At 67.4% G+C, this 20,743-nt stretch carries 26 protein-coding genes and 1 pseudogene; 12 read left to right on the top strand and 15 right to left on the bottom strand.

Translation table 11 applies throughout. The features are described 5' to 3' along the window. The first annotated feature begins 4 nt into the window (after nt 1-4). Together AC1DU6_RS01215 and AC1DU6_RS01210 are read left to right on the top strand one after the other, a co-directional pair. Entirely contained in the window at nt 5-829 is an 825-nt protein-coding gene (locus AC1DU6_RS01215) for a class I SAM-dependent methyltransferase (protein ID WP_477855897.1), read from the top strand. A 78-nt stretch (nt 830-907) separates the two neighbouring features. Continuing rightward, nucleotides 908-1,486, top strand: a complete 579-nt coding sequence (locus tag AC1DU6_RS01210) for an HD domain-containing protein (protein ID WP_056205413.1) — start codon at nt 908-910, stop codon at nt 1,484-1,486. Here the strand turns inward: AC1DU6_RS01210 and AC1DU6_RS01205 are convergent. The 3 genes from AC1DU6_RS01205 to AC1DU6_RS01195 are packed head-to-tail and all read right to left on the bottom strand — an operon-like array spanning nt 1,483 to nt 3,058. Continuing rightward, entirely contained in the window at nt 1,483-1,863 is a 381-nt protein-coding gene (locus tag AC1DU6_RS01205) for a DUF1801 domain-containing protein (RefSeq protein ID WP_056205414.1), read from the bottom strand. The genes AC1DU6_RS01210 and AC1DU6_RS01205 overlap by 4 nt on opposite strands. Nucleotides 1,864-1,874: 11 nt before the next feature. Further along, nucleotides 1,875-2,258, bottom strand: a complete 384-nt coding sequence (locus AC1DU6_RS01200) for a DUF427 domain-containing protein (protein ID WP_477855896.1) — start codon at nt 2,256-2,258, stop codon at nt 1,875-1,877. Between the two features lie 53 nt (nt 2,259-2,311). Beyond that, entirely contained in the window at nt 2,312-3,058 is a 747-nt protein-coding gene (locus AC1DU6_RS01195; protein WP_477855895.1) for a sulfite exporter TauE/SafE family protein, read from the bottom strand. 81 nt (nt 3,059-3,139) lie between these two features. Between AC1DU6_RS01195 and AC1DU6_RS01190 the strand changes: the two genes are divergently transcribed. Beyond that, entirely contained in the window at nt 3,140-4,033 is an 894-nt protein-coding gene (locus AC1DU6_RS01190; protein WP_477855894.1) for a LysR family transcriptional regulator, read from the top strand. Here the strand turns inward: AC1DU6_RS01190 and AC1DU6_RS01185 are convergent. The 5 genes from AC1DU6_RS01185 to AC1DU6_RS01165 are packed head-to-tail and all read right to left on the bottom strand — an operon-like array spanning nt 4,019 to nt 7,626. Further along, nucleotides 4,019-4,801 (bottom strand): amino acid ABC transporter ATP-binding protein, encoded by a 783-nt coding sequence (locus AC1DU6_RS01185; RefSeq protein ID WP_056205419.1) that lies wholly within the window; start codon nt 4,799-4,801, stop codon nt 4,019-4,021. The two genes, AC1DU6_RS01190 and AC1DU6_RS01185, sit on opposite strands and share 15 nt — an antisense overlap. Further along, nucleotides 4,785-5,438, bottom strand: coding sequence for an amino acid ABC transporter permease (locus AC1DU6_RS01180; RefSeq protein WP_477855893.1), 654 nt, complete (start codon nt 5,436-5,438; stop codon nt 4,785-4,787). Before AC1DU6_RS01180 ends, AC1DU6_RS01185 begins: the two co-directional genes overlap by 17 nt. Continuing rightward, nucleotides 5,435-6,103, bottom strand: coding sequence for an amino acid ABC transporter permease (locus AC1DU6_RS01175; RefSeq protein WP_056205422.1), 669 nt, complete (start codon nt 6,101-6,103; stop codon nt 5,435-5,437). Before AC1DU6_RS01175 ends, AC1DU6_RS01180 begins: the two co-directional genes overlap by 4 nt. Nucleotides 6,104-6,121: 18 nt before the next feature. After that, nucleotides 6,122-6,910: a transporter substrate-binding domain-containing protein gene (locus AC1DU6_RS01170; RefSeq protein ID WP_056205423.1), complete on the bottom strand. Its 789-nt coding sequence runs from the start codon at nt 6,908-6,910 to the stop codon at nt 6,122-6,124. After that, on the bottom strand, nt 6,907-7,626 hold the full coding sequence (locus AC1DU6_RS01165; protein ID WP_457320378.1) for a GntR family transcriptional regulator: 720 nt from the start codon (nt 7,624-7,626) through the stop codon (nt 6,907-6,909). The genes AC1DU6_RS01170 and AC1DU6_RS01165 overlap by 4 nt, the downstream gene beginning before the upstream one ends. A 170-nt stretch (nt 7,627-7,796) precedes the next feature. Between AC1DU6_RS01165 and AC1DU6_RS01160 the strand changes: the two genes are divergently transcribed. After that, a complete protein-coding gene (locus AC1DU6_RS01160; RefSeq protein ID WP_477855892.1) occupies nt 7,797-8,582 on the top strand; it encodes an SDR family NAD(P)-dependent oxidoreductase in 786 nt (261 codons plus the stop codon). Nucleotides 8,583-8,717: 135 nt separating this feature from the next. Here the strand turns inward: AC1DU6_RS01160 and AC1DU6_RS01155 are convergent, their stop codons facing one another. Then, nucleotides 8,718-9,800 (bottom strand): alpha/beta fold hydrolase, encoded by a 1,083-nt coding sequence (locus AC1DU6_RS01155; protein WP_477855905.1) that lies wholly within the window; start codon nt 9,798-9,800, stop codon nt 8,718-8,720. A gap of 312 nt (nt 9,801-10,112) precedes the next feature. Further along, nucleotides 10,113-10,264, bottom strand: a pseudogene (locus AC1DU6_RS01150) (IS30 family transposase); the annotation flags it as partial. Nucleotides 10,265-10,304: 40 nt separating this feature from the next. Here AC1DU6_RS01150 and AC1DU6_RS01145 point away from each other — a divergent pair. Next, the gene (locus tag AC1DU6_RS01145; RefSeq protein ID WP_477855904.1) at nt 10,305-10,664 is read left to right on the top strand and encodes an NIPSNAP family protein; all 360 of its coding nucleotides are present in this window, start codon (nt 10,305-10,307) and stop codon (nt 10,662-10,664) included. Between the two features lie 60 nt (nt 10,665-10,724). On the opposite strand, the gene AC1DU6_RS01140 is transcribed toward AC1DU6_RS01145, so the two are convergent. The 3 genes from AC1DU6_RS01140 to AC1DU6_RS01130 form a co-directional block, all read right to left on the bottom strand. Next, nucleotides 10,725-10,934 carry a hypothetical protein gene (locus tag AC1DU6_RS01140; RefSeq protein WP_457446817.1) on the bottom strand — a complete coding sequence of 70 codons (210 nt, stop codon included), beginning with the start codon at nt 10,932-10,934 and terminating at the stop codon, nt 10,725-10,727. Then, nucleotides 10,931-11,941: an alpha/beta hydrolase gene (locus AC1DU6_RS01135; RefSeq protein WP_477855891.1), complete on the bottom strand. Its 1,011-nt coding sequence runs from the start codon at nt 11,939-11,941 to the stop codon at nt 10,931-10,933. Before AC1DU6_RS01135 ends, AC1DU6_RS01140 begins: the two co-directional genes overlap by 4 nt. A 130-nt stretch (nt 11,942-12,071) precedes the next feature. Next, the gene (locus tag AC1DU6_RS01130) at nt 12,072-12,572 is read right to left on the bottom strand and encodes an endonuclease V (protein ID WP_477855890.1); all 501 of its coding nucleotides are present in this window, start codon (nt 12,570-12,572) and stop codon (nt 12,072-12,074) included. Nucleotides 12,573-12,739: 167 nt separating this feature from the next. Here AC1DU6_RS01130 and AC1DU6_RS01125 point away from each other — a divergent pair, with 167 nt between their 5' ends. Genes AC1DU6_RS01125 through AC1DU6_RS01115 form a run of 3 tightly spaced genes read left to right on the top strand, consistent with a single transcriptional unit; the run spans nt 12,740 to nt 15,282 of the window. After that, the gene (locus tag AC1DU6_RS01125; protein ID WP_477855889.1) at nt 12,740-13,288 is read left to right on the top strand and encodes a cysteine hydrolase family protein; all 549 of its coding nucleotides are present in this window, start codon (nt 12,740-12,742) and stop codon (nt 13,286-13,288) included. Between the two features lie 3 nt (nt 13,289-13,291). Continuing rightward, a complete protein-coding gene (locus AC1DU6_RS01120) occupies nt 13,292-13,969 on the top strand; it encodes a response regulator (protein WP_477855888.1) in 678 nt (225 codons plus the stop codon). Beyond that, nucleotides 13,966-15,282: an ATP-binding protein gene (locus tag AC1DU6_RS01115; protein WP_457322703.1), complete on the top strand. Its 1,317-nt coding sequence runs from the start codon at nt 13,966-13,968 to the stop codon at nt 15,280-15,282. The genes AC1DU6_RS01120 and AC1DU6_RS01115 overlap by 4 nt, the downstream gene beginning before the upstream one ends. On the opposite strand, the gene AC1DU6_RS01110 is transcribed toward AC1DU6_RS01115, so the two are convergent. Beyond that, on the bottom strand, nt 15,277-16,272 hold the full coding sequence (locus AC1DU6_RS01110; protein ID WP_477855887.1) for an SLAC1 anion channel family protein: 996 nt from the start codon (nt 16,270-16,272) through the stop codon (nt 15,277-15,279). The two genes, AC1DU6_RS01115 and AC1DU6_RS01110, sit on opposite strands and share 6 nt — an antisense overlap. A 117-nt stretch (nt 16,273-16,389) precedes the next feature. Here AC1DU6_RS01110 and AC1DU6_RS01105 point away from each other — a divergent pair, with 117 nt between their 5' ends. After that, nucleotides 16,390-17,346, top strand: a complete 957-nt coding sequence (locus AC1DU6_RS01105; protein ID WP_477855886.1) for a GlxA family transcriptional regulator — start codon at nt 16,390-16,392, stop codon at nt 17,344-17,346. Nucleotides 17,347-17,617: 271 nt separating this feature from the next. On the opposite strand, the gene AC1DU6_RS01100 is transcribed toward AC1DU6_RS01105, so the two are convergent. Further along, entirely contained in the window at nt 17,618-18,535 is a 918-nt protein-coding gene (locus tag AC1DU6_RS01100; RefSeq protein ID WP_057295916.1) for a LysR family transcriptional regulator, read from the bottom strand. A gap of 181 nt (nt 18,536-18,716) precedes the next feature. On the opposite strand from AC1DU6_RS01100, the gene AC1DU6_RS01095 reads away from it, so the two are divergent. From AC1DU6_RS01095 to AC1DU6_RS01085, 3 genes are read left to right on the top strand one after another with little or no spacing between them, the layout of a single operon-like run. Further along, entirely contained in the window at nt 18,717-19,295 is a 579-nt protein-coding gene (locus AC1DU6_RS01095; protein WP_457322707.1) for a YceI family protein, read from the top strand. A 39-nt stretch (nt 19,296-19,334) separates the two neighbouring features. Continuing rightward, nucleotides 19,335-19,943: an FMN-dependent NADH-azoreductase gene (locus tag AC1DU6_RS01090; RefSeq protein WP_477855885.1), complete on the top strand. Its 609-nt coding sequence runs from the start codon at nt 19,335-19,337 to the stop codon at nt 19,941-19,943. 46 nt (nt 19,944-19,989) lie between these two features. Continuing rightward, on the top strand, nt 19,990-20,580 hold the full coding sequence (locus AC1DU6_RS01085) for an NADPH-dependent F420 reductase (RefSeq protein ID WP_477855884.1): 591 nt from the start codon (nt 19,990-19,992) through the stop codon (nt 20,578-20,580). Nucleotides 20,581-20,743: the final 163 nt, after the last annotated feature.

Genomic DNA, 20,743 nt, shown 5'->3' with positions numbered 1-20,743 from the left:
CCTCATGGCTGACAGCGACAAGACGAGCGACAAGCTGTTCGCGGGCTCGATTCCGAGGCTCTACGACACCTTGATGGTCCCGCTGATCTTCGACGGCTATGCCGCCGACACGGCGGCGCTGGTCGCGGCCGGCTCGCCGCGCACCGTGCTCGAAACAGCCGCCGGCAGCGGCGCGGTCACCCGCGCGCTGGCGCCAAGACTCGGCGCCGCCGCGCGCTACGTGGTGACCGACCTCAACCAGCCCATGCTCGACTACGCCGCCAGCCAGCAAGGCGCCGACAGCCGCATCGAATGGCGGCAGGCGGATGCACTGGCCCTGCCCTTCGACGACGGCGCCTTCGACGTCGTCTGCTGCCAGTTCGGTGCGATGTTCTTTCCTGATCGCGCCGCCGGCTACGCGGAGGCGCGGCGCGTGCTCAGCCCCGGCGGGCGCTTTGTCTTCACCGTCTGGGACCGCATCGAGGAGAACGCCTTTGCCGACGAGGTCACTCACGCCGTCGCCACGGTGTTCGCGCACGACCCGCCGCGCTTTCTCGCCCGCACACCGCACGGCTATCACGACGTTGCGCTGATCCGCGCGGACCTGAGTCGCGCGGGCTTCACCGAGATCACGATCGACACGCGCGCGAAGCTGAGTCACGCATCCTCGGCTCGCGCCGCCGCCACGGCCTATTGCCAGGGAACACCGCTGCGCAACGAGATCGAGGCACGCGACGCCAGCCTGCTCCAGCTCGCCATCGACCGTGCCACCGAGGCGATCGCCAGCCGCCACGGCGAAGGCGTGGTGGCGGGCAAGATCCAGGCCCATGTGATCGTGGCGGCGGGATAGCGGTTGCCGCACAGTGCCGCAGGTGACAGCCCCTCACCGCGCCGGCCGCGCAGAATCGCCGCACCGCTTGGAGCCGTCATGACCGCACGCGCCACCTTCACCCGCATGGACGAAAGCAGCCGCGAAGACTGGGGTCTCATCGTGCCCGAGGCGATGAAGATGGCCCGCAGCCTGCCTGACCGCGTGCTCGAGCATCTGCGCCTGCTGGACGGCGACTTCGGCGGCTTCCCGGTCGACCGGCTGACGCACTGCCTGCAGACCGCCACGCTGGCCCATCGCGACGGGCGCGACGAGGAGTACGTTTGCTGCGCGCTGCTGCACGACATCGGCGACACGCTGGGCTCGTTCAACCACCCCGACATCGCCGCCGCCATCCTCAAGCCCTTCGTGACGGAAGAGAACCTGTGGATGGTGCAGCAGCACGGCATCTTCCAGGGCCACAACTTCTTCCACCACATCGGCCTGGACCGCGACATGCGCGAGCAGTTCCGCGGCCACCCGCATTTCGGGCGCACGGCCGAGTTCGTCGAGCGCTACGACAACCCGGCTTTCGACCCGCACGCCCAGGCGCTGCCGCTGGCGTTCTTCGAGCCCATGCTCAGAAGGCTGATGGCCCAGCCGCGCCAGTCGGTCTACAAGGCGGCGATGAAGGCTTAGGCCTTTTGGTTGGCTTTCACAGCCGCCTTGATCAAGGCTTTCAGCGCCGCCTTGTCGATCTTGTCGCCTTCCTTGAAGTCGATGGCGCGACGCACATTGCCTTCCAGGCTGGAGTTGAAGAGACCTTTGGGGTCGGCCAGCGAAGCGCCCTTGGGAAAGGTCATCTTCACGGCGCTCTTGTAGGCCTCGCCGGTGCAGACGATGCCGTCATGCGACCAGACCGGATTGCTCCATTTCCACTCCTCGACGATGTCGGGGTCAGCCTCGTGGATCAGCGCCCGCAGCGCGGCCAGCATCTCGCTGCGCCAGCCGCCCAGGCTCTCGATGCGTTCGTCGATCAATGCCGCGGCCGGCGGCGTGGATTTCGATGTGCTCATGGAGCGCAAGCTTAGCCAGCTTCTCTGAAGGTGATGCCGGCATGCTTCTCGTCGTAGAAGGCCATGCGGCCCTTCAGTGCAACGTGCTCGTCATAGGGCGCTTCATAGGACCAGATCGCGTCCTTGAGGCTGCGCCCGTTCTGGGTGACGCTGTAGTAGGTGGCATCGCCCTTGAAGGGGCAGTGGGTCTGGGTATCGCTGCGTTCCAGCTTGTCGACCTGGACGCTGTCGCGCGGGAAGTACAAGCGTGGCGGCGCGCCGGTCTCGTCGACACGGATGACGTCATCCGATTCGGCGACGACCTGGCCGTCGATGCTGGCCGTGACCCGGTGGGCGAGACGGGTTTCGGCAACCGTGTGTTCGGGATGGTCCCGATGCCCAGGGGATTTGCTCATGGCATTCCTTTCATGCGTCAACGGCGATGCCAGGGATGCGGCAATCGCCGTTCCTAGCGCCGCAACATCAGCAAGCCCAGCAGCAGGAAGATGGCGTACAGCGCCCTCTGGAACATCAGGGTCGGCAGGCGCTCGCGCAGGCGCGCGCCGAGCGCCATGCCGGCAAACGCCGCGCCCAACGCCACGCCGCTGGCCCAGGGGTCGGGCGGCGCTGCCGCATCCAGGCCGCCCAGCCGTGCAGCCAGGGCGAGGGAGGCCAGCATGAAACTGATGCCCAGAGCCTGGATCAAGGCGCCTCGCCGCAACTGCAAGGATTGCAGAAAAGGCACCATGGGCAGCACGAAGACGCCGGTGGCCGCGCTGACCGCACCGCCGAGCAAACCGGCCAGCGCACCTAGCCAGCCGGCATGCCGGCCCAGGTCCGGCAGCCGCGGCCGGCACAGACCAAACACGCCATAGGCCACCAGCACTGCGCCCAGCGCCAGCCGCGCGCCGCCATGGCCCATGCCGAGGCTGGGCACCGGGGCGAACAACGTGCCCAGCACCAGGCCGGTCCACAGCGGCCAGAGCCGCCGCCACAGCCCGGCCGCGTGCGGGCCCAGGCACTGGGCGACATTGGTCAGCAGCGCCGGCAGCAGCATCAGCGCGGCGGCCGGTGCCGCCGGCAGGTGCAGGCTCAACAGCGCCATCGCCAGCGTGGGCAGGCCCATGCCAGACACGCCCTTGACGAGGCCGGCGAGCAGAAAAGTCAATGCCACCCAGCCCAGCAGGCCGGCGGAAAGCCAGTCGATGTCATCCATGCCGGCATGGTCCGGGCGGCGGTGGCCTGCGTCCATCGCGCAATGCCGCGCCTATCCTCAGGCATTGCCGAAGGATGAGCCATGACCGCACGCAACCCCCACTACCGCATCGACCCCTTCGACCTGCGCCTGTTCGCTGCCGTGGCTGAAGGCCGCACCATCACGGCCGGTGCACGGGCCGTGCACCTGTCCCTGGCGGCCGCGAGCACACGGCTGCAGGCGCTGGAGCGGGTCGTGGGCGCCGTGCTGATGCAGCGCGCCAAGACCGGCGTCACGCTGACCGACGCCGGCCGCACGCTGCTGCGCCATGCGGGTCGGCTGCAGCGCGAGATGGAGGCCTTGCACGCCGGCATGGCAGCGCATGCCCACGGCGTGCGCAGCACGGTGCGGCTGCTGTGCAATACCGCGGCGATCAGCGAGCATCTGCCGCCGCTGCTCGGCCCCTTTCTCGCGGCCCACGCGGACATCGACGTGGAGCTGCGCGAACTGGACAGCCAGGACGTGCTGTTCGCCATGCGCCAGGAGCGCGCGGACCTCGGCATCGTGGCCGACTACGTCAATACCGAAGGATTGGCGACGCGCCCCTTTCGTCGGGACGAGCTCGTCGCCGTGCTGCCCGCCGCATGGGTGAAGGGCCGGGCACGGGCCATCGCCTTCACCGAGTTGCTGGCCCAACCTTTCGTCGGGCTGCCGGCAGAGGCGGGCCTGAGCCGCTTCCTGCTGGCCCGCGCGCTGCAGCATGGCCGTGGCCTGCACCACCGCGTGCAGGTGCAGGGCTTCGACGCCATGCTGCGCCTCGTCGCCGATGGCGTCGGTGTGGCTGTCGTGCCGGCGCTGACCGCGGCGCGGCTGGCTGGTCCACGTGTCCGTGTCCGCAGGCTGAGCGATGCCTGGGCCGTGCGCCAGTTACTGCTGTGCTTCGGCGAACTCACGCCCGGCGCCACCGCGCTGCTCGATGCCCTAGTCGTGCAATGAGGACAGGAACTGCTTGAGCTCCGGCGTCTGCGGCGCCCCGAAGAGCGCGGCCGGCGGGCCGATCTCGTGCACGCGGCCCTGGTGCATGAAGATGACGCGGTCCGCCACCTTGCGGGCGAAGCTCATCTCGTGCGTGACCATCAGCAGCGTCATGCCTTCGTCGGCCAGGGTCTCGACGACGCGCAGCACCTCGCCCACCAGCTCCGGGTCCAGCGCCGAGGTGATCTCGTCGCACAGCAAAACCGCCGGCTCCATCGCCAACGCGCGGGCGATGGCSACRCGCTGCTGCTGRCCGCCGGAGAGCTGGTCGGGCATGGCGTCGAACTTTTCGGCCAGGCCGACACGGCTGAGCAGCTTCGACGCCTGCTCGGCCGCCTCGTGCGCGCTGCGCTTCTTCACCAGCGTCGGCGCCAGCATCACGTTGCGGCCCACGCTCAGGTGCGGGAACAGGTTGAAACCCTGGAAGATCATGCCCACCTGCTGGCGCAGCGCGCGCATGGCCATCGCGCTCTCGTAGAGCAGCGGCTTGCCGTTGACGGTCAGCGAGCCGTCCTGGAACTGCTCCAGCCCGTTGATGCAGCGCAGCAACGTGCTCTTGCCGGAGCCGCTCTTGCCGATGATGGCAATGACCTCGCCGCGCAGGACGTCGAGGTCGATGCCCTTGAGCACCTCGTTGGCGCCATAGGACTTGCGCAGCGCTGTGATGCGCACGATGGGGGCGCCAGGCACGACGGGCGCGGCCTGCAGGTCTTCAAGTTGGGCGGCCATGGGCTTTGCCTTCCAGATGTTGTGCCAAGAGGCTGACGGGGAAGCACAGCGCGAAGTACAGCAGCGCCACGCAACCGAAGACGAGGAAGGGCTTGAAGCTGGCGTTGGCGATCATGCTGCCGGCCTTGGTCAGCTCGATGAAGCCGATGACCGACGCCAGCGCCGTGCCCTTGATGACCTGCACCAGGAAGCCCACCGTCGGCGCGATGGCCAGGCGACCGGCCTGCGGCAGGATGACGTGGCGCAGCTGCTCGCCGAAGCTCAGCGCCAGGCTGCGCGCCGCCTCCCACTGGCCGCGCGGCACGGCGTCCACGCAGCCGCGCCAGATCTCGACGAGGTAGGCGCTGGTGTAGAGCGTCAGCGCCAGTGCCGCGGCCATCCAGGCCGACACTTCCAGGCCCAGCAGGGCCAGGCCGAAGTAGGCGAGGAAAAGCTGCATCAGCAGCGGCGTGCCCTGGAACAGCTGGACGTACAGCGCGATGGCGCGCCGGGTGCGGGCGCCCATGCCGATGCGCAGCGTCAGCAGCAGRCCGCCCACCAGGCCGCCGCCGATGAAGGCGATGGCCGACAGGGCCACCGTCCAGCGCAGCGCCAGCAGCAGGTTGCGCACGATGTCCCACAGGGTGAACTCGATCATGCCGACCGCCTTCCGAAGATGAAGCGCGGGCCGGCCCAGCTCAGCAGCTTGCGCGCTGCGATGGCCAGGGCCAGATAGGCCAGCGTCGCGATGATGAAAGCCTCGAAGGCGCGGAAGTTGCGGCTCTGGATGAGGTTGGCCGCATAGCTCAGCTCCTCGGTGGAGATCTGCCCGCAGACGGCCGAGCCCAGCATGACGATGATGATCTGGCTCGTCAGCGCCGGCCACACGCGCTGCAGGGCCGGCGGCAGCACGACGCGCGTGAACACCTGCACGGGGCTGAGCGCCAGGCTCTGCGCCGCCTCCCACTGCCCACGCGGCGTGGCCTGGATACCGGCACGCAGGATCTCGGTGCCATAGGCGCCGAGGTTCAATGTCATCGCGATCAGCGAGGCGGCCTCAGGCGACAGCTTCACGCCCGCGGCCGGCAGGCCGAAGAAGATGAAGAAGAGCTGCACGATGAAGGGCGTGTTGCGCAGCAGCTCGACGTAGGCGCCCAGCAGCCGCCGCAGCCACACCGGGCCGCTGGCGCGCGACCAGGCGCCCAGCGTGGCGATGAGCAGGCCCAGCGGCGTCGCGATGAGGGTGAGCCCCAGCGTCCATGCCAGGCCCTTGAGCAGCAGCGGCCATTCGGCCAGCACCGCGAGGAAATCGAAGCTGATCATGGCTTCGCTCGCTTCGCGTCAGAGCGGCAGGTCGCCGGTGCCACGGCCCAGCCACTTCTTGGACAGCGCCTCCAGCTCACCGGCCGCCTTGGCCGCCGCGATGATGTCGTTGACCTTGGCCAGCAGCGCGTCCTCACCCTTGGCGACGCCGACGAAGCAAGGGCTGTCCTTGAGCAGCAGCTTGTATTCGGTGTTCAGCCCCGGGTTGCGCTGCATCAGATTGCCGGCCACGGCGGCGCTGGTGGCCAGCAGCTGGGTCTGGCCGGCGGCAAAGGCGGCGATGGTGGCGTTGTTGTCCTCGAAGCGCTTGTATTCCAGCGTGGCCGGCGCCACCTTGGCCAGCTCCTGGTCTTCCATCGCGCCACGCGTGACGGCCACGCTTTTCCCGCCCAGGTCGGCCCAGGTCTTGATGGGCAGGCTCTTGGCCGCGAACACGGCCTGGTAGAAGGGTGCGTAGGCGGCGCTGAAGTTGATGACCTTCTCGCGCTCGGGGTTCTTGCCCAGCGTCGAGATGACCAGGTCGGCCTTCTTGGTCTGCAGATAGGCAATGCGGTTGGCGCTGGTCACCGGCACCAGCTCCACCTTGACGCCCAGCTTGGCCGCGATGAGCTGGGCCACCGCGACGTCAAGGCCCTGCGGCGCCATGTCGGGGCCGACGAAGCCGTAGGGCGGGTAGTCCGTCGGGATGGCGATCTTGATCGCTTTGCTCTTCGTGATGGTGTCCAGCGCGGTCTGGGCCTGGGCAGCGGCGGCCAACAGGCTCAGGCCGGCGATCAGCGTCAGGCGGCGGGAAAGCGTCAAGGTCATAGCAGGGCTCCTAGGTAGGCGGGTTCGGCGGTGGAGGAAGTCGTGGAAGGCAGCGGCGCGAGGGCTTCGCGCAGCTGCTGCAGCGGGTCGTCGTCGGCGGGCAGGCGCAGCGCGGCCTGCACGCTGGACAGGTGCTCGGCCATCAGCGCCTCGGCGCGGGCGCTGTCGCCTGCGGCCAGGGCTTCGACGATGGCGACGTGGTCCTGGCAGGACAGCGCCGCGTCGTGGGAGGACTGGTAGCGCATCGCGATCAGCGTCGTGCGCGCCGTGACGTCGCGCAGCGTGTCGGCCAGCAGGCTGTTGCCCAGGCATTCGGCCAGGCAGACATGGAAGTCACCGAGCAGGAAGCTGCGCGTGCCGACGTCGTCGCCGCGCAGCGCCGCCTGTTCCTGCTGCAGATGCTGGTTGAGCCGCGCGATCGCGTCGGCGGGCAGTTGCGGTTGGCCGCGGATCAGGCCCAGTTCGATGACGCGGCGCGCTTCGAAGGCCTCGCGCACCTCGTCCGGCGTTGGCGCGATCAGATACCAGCCGCGCCGCGCGCTGACGGTGACGATGCCGCGCGCCGCCAACCGCGTCAACGCCTCGCGCACGATGGTGCGGCTGCAGTCGAACAGCATCGCCAGCTGTTGCTCACCCAGCCGCGCGCCAGGCGCGAGCTTCTGCGCAAGCACCGCTTCGATGATGCGCTGGCTGATGTCGGTGGCCGAGATGCCCATGGCGGGGGCTTTGCAGCTTCCATGCCAGCGCTCATCTGGCTTGTATGCAAGTCATGCGCACAAAACTGGGCCGGCTGGGCGCCCTGTCGCACCGGCGCGGTGCGGAACAGCCCCAATGCGGATCGGGTCGTTCCGCATCGGCTAGCTTCATTCCTTTTGGAAGGCTTGCCATGGACCTGCAACTGAAGAACCGCCTCGCCCTCGTGTCGGGCAGCACGGCCGGCATCGGCCATGCCATCGCACAGTCCCTGGCCGCCGAGGGCGCGCGCGTCATCGTCAATGGCCGCATGCAGCCCGCGGTCGACGCCGCCGTCACGTCGATCAATGCCACCACCGGCCAGGAGGTGCTCGGCTTTGCGGGCGACCTCAGCCAGCCTGACGTCGCCGAGGCGTTGGTGCGCGCGCACCCCGGCATCGAGATCCTGGTCAACAACCTGGGCATCTTCGAAGCCAAGCCTTTCGAGGACATCCCCGACGCCGATTGGCAGCGCTTCTTCGACGTCAACGTGCTCAGCGGCGTGCGCCTGGCGCGGCTGGTGCTGCCGGCGATGAAGGCGGCCAACTGGGGCCRCATCATCTTCATCTCCAGCGAAAGCGCCGTGCAGATCCCGGCGGAGATGATTCACTACGGCATGACCAAGACGGCCCAGCTCGCCGTCTCGCGTGGCCTGGCCGAGTCCCTTGCCGGCACCGGCATCACCGTCAACAGCGTGCTGCCCGGCCCGACGCGCTCGCGCGGCGTCAATGAATTCGTCGAGCAAGTCTCCCAGGGCAAATCCTTTGCCGAGTTCGAGACCGAGTTCTTCGAGAAGGTCAGGCCGACCTCGCTGATCAAGCGTTTCGGGACGCCCGAGGAGGTGGCGTCCCTGGTGGCCTATGTCGCCAGCCCCTTGGCCTCGGCCACGACGGGGGCGGCGCTGCGGGTGGATGGGGGGACGACGAAGAGTGCGTTTTAGGGAGGCCAGTCCGGCGCTATAGGCTGCTTCAAGCTGGAAGGGGATATGGGACATGCAGGAAACGGAAGCGCATTGAGCGCGGCGCCGAAACCCAACGCCTGAAACGAGCGTGCATGTAGAGCTGCCATCTCGCACCTACTTCGCCTCACGTGGGGCCGCCTGCAACAGCTCCATCAGCTCCTTCTTCCAAAACTTTGCCTGGAAGACCGTGCCGTGGCCCGCAGTCTGGTCGGACGCGGGTATCAGCAGGGCACGGCCGTTCTTCACGCGCTTGATGTCGCGCTCCATCACGCCCAGTTCGGGTGGATTGCGCTCGTCATCGGCTGAATTGATGGCCAACAACGTGGCCGTGATGCGCTCAAGCCCGGCGGCCGGGTTGTAGTCACGTGACGACTCCCATTGGTAGAGCACGTCGTTGGCGTCGGCACTGTAGGCGGCGGCCAGGCGGCTATTGACGAGCTCATCCGCCTTGGCCCGCACCGGTGCGATCTTGTTGAGTGCCTGGTTGCCGCCACTGGTAGCCAGGCCATAGAAAACCGAGGCGAACTGCGCGCTGCGTGGTTGTTTGGTGTAGCCGCCGTTGAGCCAATCGGGGTCGTTGCGGATGGAGTCGATGATGAGGCGCCTGAGCATCCAGTTGCGGCCGGACATCTCCACCGGCAACGAGGCCATGGGTACTGCGGCGTCCATCATGTCGGGGTACTTCTGGGCCAGGAGCCACGTCTCCATACCGCCCATCGAGAACCCCAGCACCAGCCGCAGGCGGCGTATGCCCAAATGCTCGGTCAGCAACCGATGCTGGGCCTCGACCAGATCGTCGTAGTTGTACTTGGGGAAAGCCATCCGAAGCCCATCGGACGRCTTGCTCGATTTGCCGTGCCCGATGGCGTCGGGCAGCACGATGAAGTAGCGGCTGGCATCCAGCGGCTGACCCGCACCGAACAGCTCACCGGCAAAGGCGGCAGCCAGCATGCTGGTGCCCGACTGCGTGGTGCCATGCAGCACCAGGACCGGCTCGCCCGTCGGCGCGCCGACGGTCGTGTAGTGAATGCGAAGCTCGGAAAGCACCTCGCCCGTATGGAAGCGAAAGTCCCGCACCACCCAGTCGCCCTCCTTGACTGCGGGAGCGTCCGCGGCGTCGGCGGACAGAACGGTGAACGCGGTCAGGGCGAGCGTGGCAACACTGATCACCCACTTCAAGCCGACATCGGGAATCATGTTGGGCTCCTCTTGGCAAGCGGCACTTGCACCTTGGATTGGGCCCGACTGCGTCCCGGCCAAGGATGCCTCAGCCCTTACTTTGGCCTGCCAGTGGAGCGTGTCTGAAGCGGCAACACGAGCTGGAAAACCCTCCTTGCCGGGCAACCGTGGCGAGGYGCTATCTCAATCGACTCGCATGAAGTCTTCAGCGGCGACCCGTCGCACGAAGTGCGCGGCTTTCGAGATCGTCACGTCTCGCCCGTCGCCGAACTGCCGCGCCGAAATCCCGGGATTGGCGTGCCGGTCGAATGCCCGCCATAGGCGGCGGATTCAACCGGTCAACGCAACACATTCGCTGAGTCTCTCAGCGGGCGTTTGGAAGCCGAGCGTTTTGCGCGGCCTCTCGTTCAATTGTCTGGCGATCGAGTTGAGCTGCAGTTGGGTTAGCCAGAGATGTCGATGCCCTTTGGCAGGTATTCTTTCCATCAACACCCCTGCTGCGCACAAAGACACTTGAGCCCCATGCTCGACTACCAGCTCGTTTGCGAAGTTCGCTACGAACTTGACCCCCATCGACTGGACGAGTTCGYGGACTACGCCCGCACCTGGGTCCGCCTCATCCGCCGCCATGGCGGCGTCCACCACGGCTTCTTCATGCCACGCGAGGCGCCGGCTGGGTCAGCCATGAGCTTCGCCAGCCTGGGTGCCACCGGCCCCGCTAACGAAGCCGTCGCCCTGTTCGCCTTCCCTGACGACGACGCCTACCGCCGCTACCGTGAAAGCGTGGCGGCCGACCCTGAAGGGATAGAAGCCAATACGCGGTTCGCGGACCCGCCCTTCAAGAGCTATCGACGATGCTTCCTTGAGCCGGCGAGCGAGTAGGTCTCCCAATCGAAAATGGCCGGGCAGGTCTCAAACCTTGAATCGAGAGAAGAGTCGGCTTCAAGGACCTGCGTGGACACGGCGCAAGCGCCACAGCGCGACACCGAATACGACCAGGCCCACTGCCAGGGCTGGCACCAGGGTCACAACGAGGTTGCCGTCCGGCGTGGCCCACGACACAGCACCCGCGGTGACCAGGGCCGCGACAGTCCCGAGCACGATGGCCGGCGATCTGGCTTTCCGACGCTCGCCCTGATTTGCGCTGTTCATGGCTGAGCGAGCGCCTTGGCCAGAATCGGCAGGCTGACGTCCATCCGATAGTCGACCGCCGTATGGTCGTCGCTGAATTCCTCATACACATGCGGCACGTCCATGGCGAGAAGCCGCTTGTGCATTCGCCTGGCGCCATAGACCAGGTTGTATTGGTCGACATCGCCGCAGTCGATGTACAGGGCCTTGAGCGCGACCAGTCCGCGCCCATGCTCTTCGACAAGGCTCAACGGGTCCCAGGCCATCCAGTTCGCCCAGCGCTCGGGAATCAGCTCGCAGGTATCCAGCGTCACCGGCAGGCGAACGCCATAGGGAACTGAAGGATCCGGGTCGAAGCTCGCCGCCTGAGCCAGCATCATGAGGATGTGCACGTCGCTGTCCTTGACCTTCTTGGCCTGCCAGAAGGCGTCGACCCACGTGCCGATCTCGGGTTTCTTGGCGAGCGCCCGAAGCACCGGCACGAATTCGTGCCGATAGAGAAGCTCGAATCCCATGTCGCCGGAATGCACGGCTGCCGCACTCCAGAAGTCCGGATGCAGCAGCGCATGGACCATCGCGCCGTAGCCGCCGCTCGACTTGCCGAAGATGCCGCGCCGGCCCAGGCCGCCGCAGCCAAAGCTGGCCTCGACGAAGGGCACCGCCTCTGCCCGCAGGAAATCGTCCCAGCGCCCTACCGCCGCCGAGTTCACATATTGATTGCCGCCGAGCCGGGTAAAGCAGTCCGGGAAGGCCACGACGACCGGCGGCATGGCGCCGGTCGCAATCAAGCGGTCGAGCCGCTCGGGCACGTTCTCGCCAAAGTTCTTCCAGTTGGTGTGCGCCGGCCCGCCCGCGGTGAAGCCCACGATATCGACCAGCAGCGGCAGGCCGCGGCCGTCATGCCCCGCCGGAACGTAGACGTCGATGGCGCGCAGCGTGGGGTCGCCGAGCAGATTGCCAGCAAGCACCTGGCTGTCAATTGCCAGGCGATGAATCGCACCGGCGGCCGTGTTCGAGGTTGTGCGCATCCTGATCTTCCTAGCCAAAGCCGAATTGTTCGCTCGCTGCTGACGTTAGCTGCTCGCCGCCCGAGGATAGTCGCGCGTCTGCAGTCGGCCCACCCCAAAGCCGACACCGGTCAGTGACCGCAGCGCGGCATCAATCCGTGTTCTTCGCCAGGCGAGCTGCGAGCTTCATGAGCGTGGGCACACGCTTCCTGCCGTGCATGGCGCGCAATCGCGCCTTGGCCGCGCCAATGTCGATGCCCGCGCACGTCACCAACAGCGGCGGCGTTTCCTCTTCTCGCATGACCTCGAACTGCGCCGAAAGGCCCGGCAAGCGCCGCTTCGAAATACCCACGATGGGCACCTTGCCACCCAGCGCGTGATACAGGTGCTGGCCAAGGCCCGGCGTTTCGTCAGCATCCAGATGGACAAAGCCGTCAACCAGGATGAGCTCCGGTTCCAGGCTGTGCTCGCGCAGCAGTTGCATCACACAGGGCAGCTCTCGCAGGTCGAGTTCTCCTCGCACGGCCTTCTCGACATGGGTGATGTGCGAGATGTAAGTCTGCGTCGCTTCCGCGGCATCCCAGGCGTCGAAGGCCGCAGCGGCAGCATTCGCCTGCGCGCCATCGAAATGAACAGCCACTACGAGTTTCATGCAGGAGTATGAGCCGCTCTGGGAGTGCCGCCGGCTGAAGCCTCCTGCGTTCGCCCTACGATGCACGGCGTCAGCGTGGCGACGCTGGTAAACGCACGGCCGCAGCCGTCCCTGTGAGGGGTGCAGGCTTCGAAACCAGCCGCTGACACCTTGCCTTCTTTTATCCCATGCCGCTTCTTCTCATCATCGACATGCAGGTCGGCATGACCTGGCCCCATTCCGGCGTGCGCAACAACCCGCAGGCCGAGGTGCAGATCGCCCGCCTGCTGGACGCCTGGCGCCGCGCCGGCGCACCCATCGTGCACGTTCGCCACATCTCCCGCACACCCGGATCGCCGTTCTGGCCGGGCCAGCCCGGCGCGGAGTTCCAGCCTGCCCTGGCGCCGCGCGACGACGAGCACGTCGTCGAGAAGAACGTGCCCGATGCCTTCACCCACAGTGGCCTGGAGCGCTGGCTGCATGCGCGCGGCCACCGCTCGCTGGTCATCGTCGGCGTCAGCACCAACAACTCGGTCGAGGCCACCGCACGCAGCGCCGGCAACCTGGGTTTTCAGACCCATGTGGTGGCCGACGCCTGCTTTGCCTTCGACCTGACCGACCTGCGCGGCGTGCGCCATGCGGCCGAGGAGGTGCACCAGATGGCGCTGGCCAATCTGCAAAGCGATTACGCCACCGTCATCGACACCGAGGCGGCCGCCGCGCTGCTGGCCCGCTGAACCATGCGCCTACTGCTTGTCGAAGACGACCTCATGATCGGCGAGAGCCTGCGCGAGGCTTTGCGCCGCCAGGGCTTCGCAGCTGATTGGGTGCGAGATGGCCAGGCCGCCGATGCGGTCTTGTCCAGCGGCGAACGCTTTGACGCCGTGCTGCTGGACCTGGGCCTGCCCAAGCGAGGCGGCATCGACGTGCTGCGCTCGATGCGGGCGCGCGAGGACGCGACGCCGGTCATCGTGCTGACCGCCCGCGACACGGTGACCGACAAGGTGGCCGGCCTGGACGCCGGTGCCGACGACTACCTCGTCAAACCCTTCGAGCTGGACGAACTGCTCGCCCGATTGCGCGCCGTCACGCGTCGCCATGGCGGCCGCACCGACACGGGCTTGCAGGTCGCCGATCTGCGCCTGGACCCCGCCACCCGCGAGGTCACGCGCGCCGGCAAACCCATCCTGCTGTCGGCGCGCGAGTTCGCGCTGCTGGAAGCGCTGCTGGAGCGGCCCGGCGCCATCGTGTCCCGCGCCCAGCTCGAAGACCGCCTCTACGGCTGGGGCGAGGAGCTGGAGAGCAATGCCATCAGCGTCTACATGCACCAGCTGCGCAAGAAGCTGGGTGCCGACCTGCTGCACACGGTGCGCGGCCTTGGTTATTACGCCGGCCCCGAGAAAGGTGGCGCGCCATGAAGTGGCTGGGCACGCTGCGCAGCCGCCTGTTCGCGCTGCTCGCCATCCTGGGCGCCGTGACCGCGCTAGCCGTCAGCAGCGCCACCTATGTCAGCGTGCGCGCCGAAGCCGACGAACTGTTCGACTACCAATTGCGCCAGACGGCGTTGTCGCTGCGCGACCAAGGCCGCATTGCCGGCGACGAGGCCGCGGCCCTGGCCGACCCCAGCCTGGACTACCTCGTGCAGATCTGGTCCATTCAGGGGCTGGAGATCTATTCCAGCCGGCCGCAGGGCATGACCGAGGCCCTGCCACCGCGCGCGGTGCTGGGCTTCTCCAACCTGCACCTGGGCGGCCAGGACTGGCGCGTGTTCAGCGCGGCCACGCCGCAGCGCGTGGTGCAGGTCGCCCAGCCGCTGGCCGTGCGCCAGAAGCTCGCCGCACTGGCGGCCCTGCGCAGTGTCGTACCGCTGGCCGTGGCCCTGCCGCTGGTGGCGGCGGCCGTCTGGTGGCTGCTCGGCGTGTCACTCGCGCCACTGGCGCGCGTCACCCGCGCAGCCCAGGCCGGTGGTGCCAACGCGCTGGACCCGCTGCCCACCGCCGACCTGCCCGGCGAGGTGGCGCCGCTGGTCGACGCCTTCAACGACCTGCTCGGGCGGCTCTCGTCCGCCTTCGACGCCCAGCGCAGCTTTGTCGCTGACGCCGCCCATGAGCTGCGCTCGCCGCTGACCGCGCTGAAGCTGCAGCTCGGCTTGCTACGCGATGCGGCGCCGGGCGAGGAGCAGGACGCTGCAATAGCCCGCCTGCGCGGCGGCATCGACCGCGCGGTCCATCTCGTCGAGCAGCTGCTGGCCCTGGCCCGCGCCGAGCCCGGTGCCGCGGCGGCCGAGTTGCCGCTGGACCTCGCCGACCTGGCCCGCCAGGCCGTGGCCGATGTGCAGCCGCTGGCCGACAAGGCCGACGTGACGCTGGCCCTGACCGCCCCCGACCCGCTGCCGCTGACCGGCGACCCCCAGGCCCTGCGCGGCGCCCTGCGCAACCTCATCGACAACGCCGTGAAGTACGGCGCCCGAACGGTGCAGGTGAGCGCGCTGCGCGGCTCGCGTGGCGCACCGCTGCTGCGTGTGGACGACGACGGCCCCGGCATCCCGGCCGACCAGCGCGAGCGCGTCTTCGATCGCTTCCAGCGCGGCGAAGGCGCGACGGTTGAAGGCAGCGGGCTGGGTTTGGCAATCGTGCAGGCGGCGGCGCGGCAGCAGGGCGCCAGCATCAGCCTGGACGCATCACCACTCGGCGGGCTGCGTGCGGAGCTGGCCTGGCCGGCCACGTCATGACAACAGCCTGCCGCTGAGCGCCAGCCACACGGTGCGCACCGTGAGGACCGCGAGCGCCATGCTCAGCAGGCCCAGCAGCACGATGGCGATGACCCAGAGCGGCGCGCTGTCGCGGAACTGCGCGTACTTCAACGCTGCGTTGACCAGCGCGGCCAACGGGAAGCCGATCACCCACCAGCCCAACGAGAAGCTGGCGCCGCGGCGGAACACCTTGGGCACGATGACAACGAACATGAACAGCGCGAAGTAGAAGAGCAGCGCGGCGAAACGGTCGACGCCGCCCACGAGGTTGACGTACGCCAGAAAGCCCACGGCAAAAGGCGCCATCAGGATCATCAGCGACGGCGTCATGGCGGGCGCCAGCGGGTCGCGGTGCACGAGGCGGCTGAAGATCAGCAGGTAGAGCAGCACCGCCAGCACGGCGCCCACGGCACCGGCCATCAGGTTGACCTCCGGCGCCCAGGCCATGGGCATGTGGCTGCCGGTCAGGGGGATGTCCAGCGTGGCCACGCCCGGCATCAGCGAGGCCGGCAGCGCGTGAGACGCGTCCGCGCTGCCCTTGAGCAGGCGGGAGGTCGACACCCCTGCGAGGGCGAGCGTTGCCAGCACTCCGACCGTCCAGATAACGCTGGCCGCAGGCGTGCTGTACGGCTCGACAACCGCCGCCACCAGCAGCACCGCGATGACGACGGTGCCGAAGAAGTTGCCGGACACGGGGTGATGGAACTCCGCGTGCACGGCTTGGCGGTGCCAGGCCAGCTTGGCCAGATAGCCCAGCGACAACAACACGAACACGCCCACGGCAAAGGCCGCTATGGCCTCACCCACCCACGCCGGCACGCCCAGGCTGATGTGCGCCAGCCGCCATGCAAGTGCCAGCCCCGACAGGCCCATGACCGAACCGAACAGGCTGACGGGCAGGTCGCGCACGGAGCTTGCCGGGCGCGTTTCAAAAGTGGGTGAGGCTGGGCCGATGGGTTGGGTTTGCATGATGAGGCTTCTGGCGCAATTTGCCGGTGTCGACATTTTCTGCCAGACTCGTTTGGCCGTCTTCGCCAACGTGCGACGTTCTCTGCCAGTCATCGGACCTTCTCTGCCATCCCCGCCATGCGCGTCGCCATCCTTGCCTTCCCCCGCTTCCAGCTGMTCGACGTCGCCGGGCCTGCCGACGTCTTCGTCGAAGCCTCGCGCCAGCTCAAGGACCCCAGGGCCTACCAGGTACAGCTGATCTCCAGCGAGGCCGGCCTCCTCACCAGCAGCAGCGGCCTGCGCCTGGCCGTGGATGCGACGGTGGCGACGCATCGCGGGCGCATCGACACCCTGCTCGTGGCTGGCAGCCCCACCATCGAAGACATGGCGAGCGACGGGCCATTGCAGGACTGGCTGCGGCGCCAGTCGCGCACGGTGCGGCGCTACGGCTCAGTCTGCACCGGCGCCTTCGTGCTGGCGGCCACGGGTCTGCTCGACGGCAAGCGCGTCGCGACCCACTGGAACGCCGCGGCACGCCTGGCGGCCGCCTACCCCGAGGCCTGCGTCGAGGCGGACGCCATCTACGTGAAGGACGGCAAGCTGTTCACGTCCGCCGGCGTGACCGCGGGCATGGACCTCGCGCTCGCGATGGTGGAGGAAGACCACGGCCGCGACCTCGCGCTGCGCGTGGTGCGCGAGCTGGTGATGTTCCTCAAGCGGCCCGGCGGCCAGAGCCAGTTCAGCGCCCACCTGGCCGCGCAGACGTCCGAGCGATCCAGCGTGCGCGACGTGCAGGACTATGTGCTGGCCCACCTGAAGGCCGACCTTTCAGTGCCCGCGCTGGCCGCGCGCGCCGGCATGAGCGAGCGCAGCTTTGCACGCACCTTCCGCAGCGAGGCCGGCACCACACCCGCGGCCTTTGTCGACCATGCCCGCATCGACGCCGCCCGCCGCCTGGCCGAGGAGTCGGACCTGCCGGCCAAGCGGCTGGCGGATGCGGTGGGGTATGCGAATGCGGACGGCTTCAGGCGGGCGTTTGCGCGGCGGTTGGGGGTCAGCCTGGCGGAGTACCGCAGGCGGTTTGCGAAGTCCTGACCGACGCCAAGGGCGTGCGGCTCAGGACTAAGGAGCTGGCGCCCGCTTTGCAGCGAGTGCCGTCATCCGCGGCAGGTCGCCGGGTTCACGGTCTTGGACAGGAAGCAGTCGTCGAGTCACCTGTCGACATGGCAGCAACGACTGCTTTCGAGCGGCGAGGGTGCGCCACACGCACCTCACCCCGACATCTCTGCAGCGGAAGCTGCAAGCAACCGTCCGATCGCTCAAGCGTCATCTGGGTATCCCTGAAAGAGCCTTCCTGCCGAAGGCATCAGGGCAGTTCCCGCAAGGACTCCCAGGACTGTTTCAAGTGGTCAATGAACCACCTGCCCGCGGGCCCGGGCGGTTCGGAAGCCGGGTGATACGCGGACATGGTCAACATGAAGCCCGTCCGCGGCATGTCGTCCACATCGAGGACAACCAGGGTGCCGTCAGCGATGTCCTTCTCGACCATGTGCAGTGGCATGCCGCCCCAGCCGACGCAGTCCTTCAGGAAGGCGTACTTGGTCGACAGATCGGCTAGGCGCCAGGTCGACGGCGACACCACGCCGTAGTCGCGTCCTGCCATCAGGTCTGATCGGTCGGTGAGCACCAGCTGGACGTGCTTCGCCAGCTCGCTCCGGGGAATCCGATCTGCCCATGCCGCGAGCGGATGGTTCGCCGCGGCGACCGATACCAGGGGCAATTCGCCCAAGCGCTCGCTCACCAGCGACGGGAACGTCACTGCAGGCAAGGTCGAGAGAATGCCCAAACTGCACCGCCCATCCAGCACGGGCTGGTAAGCCGCTCCCAGGCCCTCCACGAACAGGCGCAACGGCGTAAGAGGGAATTGGCTCGCAAATGCCTTTGCGGCAGCGCTGACGAGCGCAGTGGGGAAGAACACGTCAACCACCACCGAGAGCTCGGTCTCCTGGCCTGCCGCCATCAGCTTGGCTCGGGCCTTCAGCGTGTCCACACCAGACACGATGTTGCGGGCGTCGGCCAGCAGAAGCACACCCTCCGCGGTGAGCTTCGGAAACCGGCCTGAGCGGTCGAAGAGCACCACGCCGATTTGCTGCTCCAACCCGCTGACCCAGCCGCTCACCGCTGACTGCACGCGGTTGAGCTTGCGTGCGGCGGCGGAAAAGCTGCCCTCGTCCACCGCGGCGATGAACGTCCTGAGCTGGTCCAAGGAAACGCCGTCGAGCAATTGAGACTCCTTCCATCTCTTAAACAGATGGATCGAATCTCAATATACCGGCTTCTCAGAATGGAAGCCGGTCCCCATCATTCGTTCCCATGCAGCCATCGCTGCAAAGGATAGGAGGCAGCAGGGACCCATCTCTGTTTTAGCCCCAGTTTCTGCAAGCCACCCTCAAAGGACCCGTCCCATGCGCAAGACCCTCATCGCGGCCGCACTGGCCGCCGCCACCGCACTCGTCGGCACTGCTCACGCGGAAGTCGCAACCTACAGCATCGACCCCACGCACACCTTCGTGACCTTTGAGGTCACCCACTTCGGCACTTCGACCAACCGCGGTCGGTTCGACAAGAAGGAAGGCACTGTTCAACTCGACAAGGCGGCCAAGACCGGCAAGGTCGAACTGACGCTCGAGACCGGCTCCATCAGCACCGGCACGGCCGCGTTCGACCAGCACCTGCAGAGCGACAACTTCCTCAACGCCGCCGCGTTCCCGACGGCCAAGTTCGCCGCCAGCACGTTCAGCTTCAACGGCGACAAGGTCAGCGAAGTGGCGGGGCAACTCACGCTGCTGGGCAAGACCCTCCCCGTCGTGCTGAAGGCCTCCAACTTCAACTGCTACACGAACCCCATCCTCAAGCGCGAGGTGTGCGGCGGCGACTTCGAGACCACGATTCAGCGCAGCCAATGGGGCATCGGCTGGGGCATCAACTATGGCATCCCCGACACCGTGAAGCTCGCCGTGCAGGTCGAAGCCGTCAAGCAGTAAGCCCGCTGCGAACCGCCCCCACCCACTTCGAGACCCAACATGCAACTCCTTCATCTTGACTCCAGCGCCCTCGGCGTCGCGTCCGTCAGCCGCCAGCTGACTGCTGAAATCGTCGCCCGCCAAAAGGCGCTTCACCTGGACATCCGGGTGACCTATCGGGACCTTGCAGCCGACCCCGCCTTGCACCTCACCGGCRCTCATATGGCCGCGCGCATGGGGGCTACCAGCGACGACGCCACCATCAACGCCGACCTGGTCAAGGGCAACGCCTACATGGACGAACTGCTCGCCGCAGACGTCCTCGTCATCGGCGCACCCATGTACAACCTGTCGATTCCGACGCCGCTCAAGGCCTGGATCGACCGCGTCGCCGTGGCCGGCAAGACCTTCCAGTACACGGCCACGGGGCCAGAAGGGCTGCTCAAGCGCAAGAAGGCCTTCATCGCGTCGGCGCGGGGCGGCGTGTACTCAGCCGGCAGCCCAGCTGCTGCGCTTGAGCACCAGGAAAGCTACCTCATTGGCCTGCTGGCCTTCCTCGGTGTGACCGACGTGAAGGTCGTGCGCGCCGAAGGCATCGCGTTCGGGCCGCAAGCCAAGGACGCTGCCATCGCGAAGGCCCTGCAAGACATTGAGGCGATTGCAGCCTGATGGGCTCACACCCCGCCGCTCTCAAACCCCCATCGAAAGAATCATCATGACCTCGTATTCCATCATCGGCTCCGGCAACGTCGGCACGGCCCTGGCTCGCCACTTCGCCCGCAGCGGCATCTCCGTTCAGATCGCCAACACGCGCGGCCCTGAGTCCATCGCACCCCTTGCCGCTGAACTTGGCGACAAGGTGGTTCCCGTCGCGTTGCAGGACGCTCTTGCGGCCGACGTCGTCATCCTGGCTGTTCCGTTCCGTGCTCACGCAGCGGTCGGCGGAGCCCTCTCGAACTGGTCTGGCAAGGTCGTTGTAGACGCGATGAACACCTACGGCATCTCGCCGGAAGAGTTGAAGGGGCAGGCTTCCACGGACGTGGTGGCTGCCGCTTTCCCAGGCGCGAAGGTGGTCAAGACGCTGAACCAGCTGCCGGCCAAGCTGCTCGCGCAAGACCCTGCGGTCAACGGTGGTCGGCGTGTCATGTTCGTGTCGAGCAACGACGCCGGCGCTGAGGCGGCGATGGCCAAGCTGGTCGCGGACCTGGGCTTCGCGCCGGTCCCTCTGGGCAAGGCGAACGAGGGCGGGCTGCTGATCGGTATGGGCGGGCCGCTGATCCTGCAGAACCTCATCAAGCTGAGCTGACTGCCGCCCACGAGTGGCTCACCCACTGCTCTCTTCGGATTGTTCATGCCCCGTTCCATCATCAGCGTCGCCCGGCTCGGCACCCCCTGGGAAACCATCGACCCGTTTCTCGTCTGCGCCTATCACCTCGACCACTATCCACCTGGGAACGCCGACTTGGGAC

Source organism: Roseateles sp. P5_B10 (genome assembly GCF_056400485.1).
The sequence above is the reverse complement of the archived record's forward strand: the minus strand, read 5'-3'. Positions and strand labels throughout refer to the sequence as shown.